The sequence below is a fragment of the Occallatibacter sp. genome (assembly GCF_036502485.1).
GTDB lineage: Bacteria > Acidobacteriota > Terriglobia > Terriglobales > Acidobacteriaceae > Telmatobacter.
This window is the reverse complement of record NZ_DASXYM010000183.1, coordinates 1-4,552: the sequence shown is the minus strand read 5'-3', so window position 1 is coordinate 4,552 and position 4,552 is coordinate 1. Positions and strand designations below refer to the sequence as shown.

The window sequence follows — 4,552 nt, the reverse complement described above, 5'->3', positions numbered from 1 at the left end:
CCATAGAGGTAGATCACCTCTTCGCGCTTTGCAATGGACGCGATCGGCTGCGTCGTCAGCCCCAGCTCTTCCAGCGCCGCCGCCGCCGCGTGAAGCTGCCCCAGGCCGCCGTCGATGAGGACGAGTGAAGGCATAGGCCGTCGTTCGGAGCCGTTGCGCGCACGTGCCTCGCTGTCGGATGTCTCGGTCAGCTCCGCAGGACCGGTCTCCTGCAATACGCGCTTGTATCTGCGGCCAACGATCTCCCGCATCGAGGCGAAGTCGTCCACGCCGGCGACTGTCTTCACCTGGAACTTGCGGTAGTCGGATTTCTTCATCGCGCCGTTCTCCCACACCACCATCGACGCGACGGTCTCCGCGCCCTGGATGTGCGAGATGTCGAAGCACTCGATGCGGCGCGGCAGCTCGGGCAGCACCAGCAGGTCCTGCAGCGATTCCTGGATCGCCTTCTGCGAGGGCTGCAGCACGCGAAAACGCTGGTCGTAGCTCTGCTTCGCATTCTGGCCGACGAGGTCGACCAGCGACCGCTTCTCGCCGCGCTGCGGCGCGGCGATCTCCACGCGATGCCGGGTGCGCTCGGCAAGCAGGTGGCAGAGCGCATCGCGATCGGCGAAGTCCACCGGCACCAGGATGGAGCGCGGCACGTACTGCTGATCGATGTAGAGCTGCTTGAGCAGGGCAGAGAAAAACGCCGGCGGATGGAAGGCGCCTGCGGGGTGAGCCGTTTCCGACGTGTTCTCGGCGTGATCTTCCTCGGTCTGCACCAGTTTCGACAGCTCCTCCCAGAAGAAGTCGCGGCGATCGACGATCTTGCCGGCGCGCATGTGGAAGAGATTCACGGCCAGCATGTCGTTCTCGTAGTGATAGCCGAAGACGTCCGCATCGTCACTGTCCGGAGAGGCTATGCGCTGCTTCTCCTGCACCTGGTTCACGGTGATGAGCAGGTCGCGATATTTCGCCGCGAGCTCGAACTGCTCCGATGCGGCGGCCGCCTCCATGCGCGTCTCCAGCGAGCGGCCCAGCTCCTGCTGGCGGCCTTCGAGGAAGAGCTGCGCGTCGCGCACCGCCTCGCGATACTCCTCCGGCGTGGTCAGTCCTTCAACACAGGGCCCAAGACAGCGTTTGATGTAGTACTGCAGACACGGTCGCGGGTGGTAGCGCGAGAGATCCACCTTGCAGCTCGGCAACAGGAACGAGCGATGCAGCAGGTCCGCGATGCGGTGCGCCAGGTTGCCCGGGAAGTACGGACCGTAGTAGGCGCTGCCATCCTTGCGCAGGCGGCGCGTGACAAAGACCTTCGGATAGCGATCGGCCAGCGTGAGCTTTACATATGGATAGGTCTTGTCGTCGCGCAGCAGGATGTTGAAGCGCGGCTTTTTCTGCTTGATGAGGTTGTTCTCGAGGGCGAGGGCTTCGTGTTCGTTGGCCACGAGAATGTAGTCGAGGTCGACGGCCTCGCGCATCAGGGAGCCAGTTTTGGCGTTGGCCTGGCTGGCCTCAAGGAGGTACGAGCGGACACGCGAGCGGAGGTTTTTGGCCTTACCGACATAAATGACTTCGCCCTCGGCGTTCTTGTAGAGGTAAACGCCGGGCTGGGTGGGCAGAGTCCGAATTTTCTCGATGAGGTCCATGGAATGTGGAGCCCGGCGCGGTGGCTGGCTTAGCCGGGCGGCAACTTATTTTAGGTGACTGGTGTTGGATGAACCGAAGTGCGAGTCGGACTCGGGGTTGTGATCTTTGCCTTACATTGGGTCATTCGAAGTGACGAAAATGAGAGTCTGCTCGTCATCAAGCAGCGGCAAATCCTTACCGGAAGGGTAAAGTTTACATGGTTCAGGGGTATGATCTCGGATGGAAGGACCGGGGTAAGGGTTGTTTTTTGTGAAACTTGGAACGAGTCATCGGTTTGGCTCCTGAGGTGCATCCAATGGAGTGACGGACAACATGTCGGCCGGGTCCGAGGTCTATCTGCACACCGGCGACAGGAGGAAAAACAAACCATGATTTCTCGATTTGGGCTCAGCTCCGGGCTTTGCGTTGTCGCTTTGGCTTTGGCAGGAGTGACAGGTTGCTCCACGAAGAACTACGTCCGGAACCAGACCGCGCCGCTGGTGGACAAGACCAACGCGCTGGATGACAAGACAGCGGAAAACAACCGCAACATCAAGGACGTGGACCAGCGCGCGCAGAGCGGCATTCAGACGGCGCAGGGCGCGGCCAACACGGCGCAGCAGAGTGCGCAGGGCGCACAAAAGGCGGCCGGGGATGCCGAGACCGCGGCCAACAATGCGGTTCACCGCGCCGACTCGCTGGACCAGGTGGTGAAAGGGCTGGACAACTACCGTTCCATGGCAGACGTCGCCGTGACATTCGGCTTTGACAAGGCAGCGCTGACCAAAGACGACAAGGATCAACTGGATCAGTTTGCCGGACAGTTGAACTCGGCGAAGAGCTACATTCTTGAGGTAACCGGCGGGACGGACTCGACGGGATCTGCCGAGTACAACTATGCGCTTAGCAATCGCCGCGCCGACGCGGTGGTGCAGTATCTGGCCTCGAAGTACGGGGTGCCGGCGCACCGGTTCTACCTGATCGGCATTGGCAAGGATAAGGAAGTGGCGCCGAACAACACGGCGGAGGGTCGCAAGAAGAACCGCCGCGTGGAGATCAGGCTGCTGACGAATATGGGTGGCAGCGATAACGGCACCCAGGCGAAGTCAGGCGGGCCGGCGGGCAATTAAGCGCGGTTTTCAGGATTGGGGACGGCGAACCTGGACGATGGTGCTCTCTACGCAAGAGGCCACTTCAGGGTAGCCTGAACCGGATCGGGATTCTGGGAATTGCTCCGTGGCACGATTGACGCAAGCGTAAATTATAGGCAACAGGGAAGCCCCGCACCCCCCGTCGGGGCTTTCCTGTTTTTGTGCATAGAATCAGACGAGTTGCGCGGCCGTTAAAGCTTTGTCCTCCAGGTCAGTGCTCATCAGGCCTTTGCGGTATCCAACTGCTTGACGTGCTCGGCGCGGACATCGTTGGCCGAGAAGAGACGCAGGAACGGAGCGGATCCGGCGGCGGACTCGACGGCGGGCCGGCCGTTGGCTTCTTCGCGCTCCACAATGCAGACCACGGCAGCGACGGTCATGCCGGCTTCTTTGGCCGCTTCAATGGCATTGATGGTGGACGCGCCAGTGGTGCAGACGTCATCGACGATGACGACGCGCGCGCCGGGGCGGCAGAAGCCTTCAATACGACGCCCGGTGCCATGGGCCTTCTCGGCTTTGCGGACGAGGAAGCCGTGGAGCAGGGGCGCACCGGGGTGCTGCTGGGCGCGCCAGGCGCTGGCGGTGGCGACGTTGGAGACGAGGGGGTCTGCGCCCATGGTGAGGCCGCCCACGGCTTCGGCGTCGATGTGGTTGGCTTCGAGGAGTTCGAGGATGGCGTGGCCGGTGAGGCGGCCGCCTTCGGCGTGCAGCGTGGTTGTGCGGCAGTCGATGTAGTAGTCGCTGGTGGCGCCGGAGGAGAGCTTGAACTGTCCGAGTTTGAAGCTGGTGCGGGCGAGGAGGCAGAGCAGTTGCCGGGCGTGGGTTGGGGTGGTCATCGGTTCAATTCTAGCTGCTAGCTTCTAGTTCTTGCCTTGCTTTGCGAGCATACGGGCGCCAGCGAATTCCTGGTCTGAGATTCTGATGAAGCGACGCATGAACGCGCACCTGGAAGCCAGCGGCGAGGAGCTGCTTTCACATATTGTCCAGGTGCTTGAAGCCGCCGGTGCCCCAGATCATCAGCACAAACAGGAGCAGGTTGTAGCAGGCGTGGACGACGGTGCTTGCGGCCAGCGAGCGGGTGCTGAGGCGAATCCAGCAGAGGGCGGCGCTGACGAAGAACAGCAGGACGAAGGTGCCGATGGAGTAGCTGGTCTGCTGGCCGTGCATCAGGGCAAACGGAATGCTGGCGGCGATGGATCCGAAGACCATCGCGGGCACGGACCATTTCACCTTGCCGTTCGCGTCGGGCCAGGGAGCGGGGCGGTTCTGGAGGTGTTCGGCGGTCCAGTCCCAGAGGGTGCAGAGGGCCGGCAGCAGAAATCCGCGGTAGATCATCTCCTCGATGAGCGGCGCAAGAGTGATGCCGAATGCGAACAGGAACCACGCTCCGCCGGGCATGCGGAAGACCTGGTCGATGGGAGCCTCTTTGGGGCCGGGGATCAGCACGCCATCGATGATGGCGAGGATGAAGCAGGCGAAGGCCGCCGAGAAGAGCTGCCATCGGAGGCGCAGGGCAGCGCGGGCGCGCCACTCGATGCCGGCAAAGAAGCCGGTGTGCCAGATGCGCGGGAAGACCAGCATCCACAAAGCGAGTGAGACGAGATACCACACGCCCTGACTGCCCAGCGCGTAGTGGATGTCGTTCATGGCCTGCTTTTCAGTATGCACGCCGAAGAGATGGGAACTCAGGGCTGTGGCGGCGGCGGCGGCGGAGGCGAGCCAGCCGAAGGCAAACAGGATGCCCATGAGAAGAACGTCAACGAAGTTGGGGAAGCGCGGGGGCGGGGGAG

At 62.3% G+C, this 4,552-nt stretch carries 4 protein-coding genes; 1 reads left to right on the top strand and 3 read right to left on the bottom strand.

Annotation, left to right across the window (positions count from 1 at the left end; genetic code table 11):
- The coding region (uvrC, locus tag VGL22_RS21920; RefSeq protein ID WP_465269103.1) for an excinuclease ABC subunit UvrC at nucleotides 1-1,631 on the bottom strand (1,631 nt) is incomplete at its 3' end.
- Nucleotides 1,632-2,000: 369 nt separating this feature from the next.
- Between uvrC and VGL22_RS21915 the strand changes: the two genes are divergently transcribed.
- Nucleotides 2,001-2,741 (top strand): OmpA family protein, encoded by a 741-nt coding sequence (locus VGL22_RS21915; RefSeq protein ID WP_465269102.1) that lies wholly within the window; start codon nucleotides 2,001-2,003, stop codon nucleotides 2,739-2,741.
- A 242-nt stretch (nucleotides 2,742-2,983) separates the two neighbouring features.
- On the opposite strand, the gene pyrE is transcribed toward VGL22_RS21915, so the two are convergent.
- Entirely contained in the window at nucleotides 2,984-3,598 is a 615-nt protein-coding gene (pyrE, locus tag VGL22_RS21910; protein ID WP_465269101.1) for an orotate phosphoribosyltransferase, read from the bottom strand.
- Nucleotides 3,599-3,734: 136 nt separating this feature from the next.
- Nucleotides 3,735-4,552: lysostaphin resistance A-like protein (locus tag VGL22_RS21905; protein WP_465269100.1), on the bottom strand; the 818-nt coding region annotated here is incomplete at its 5' end.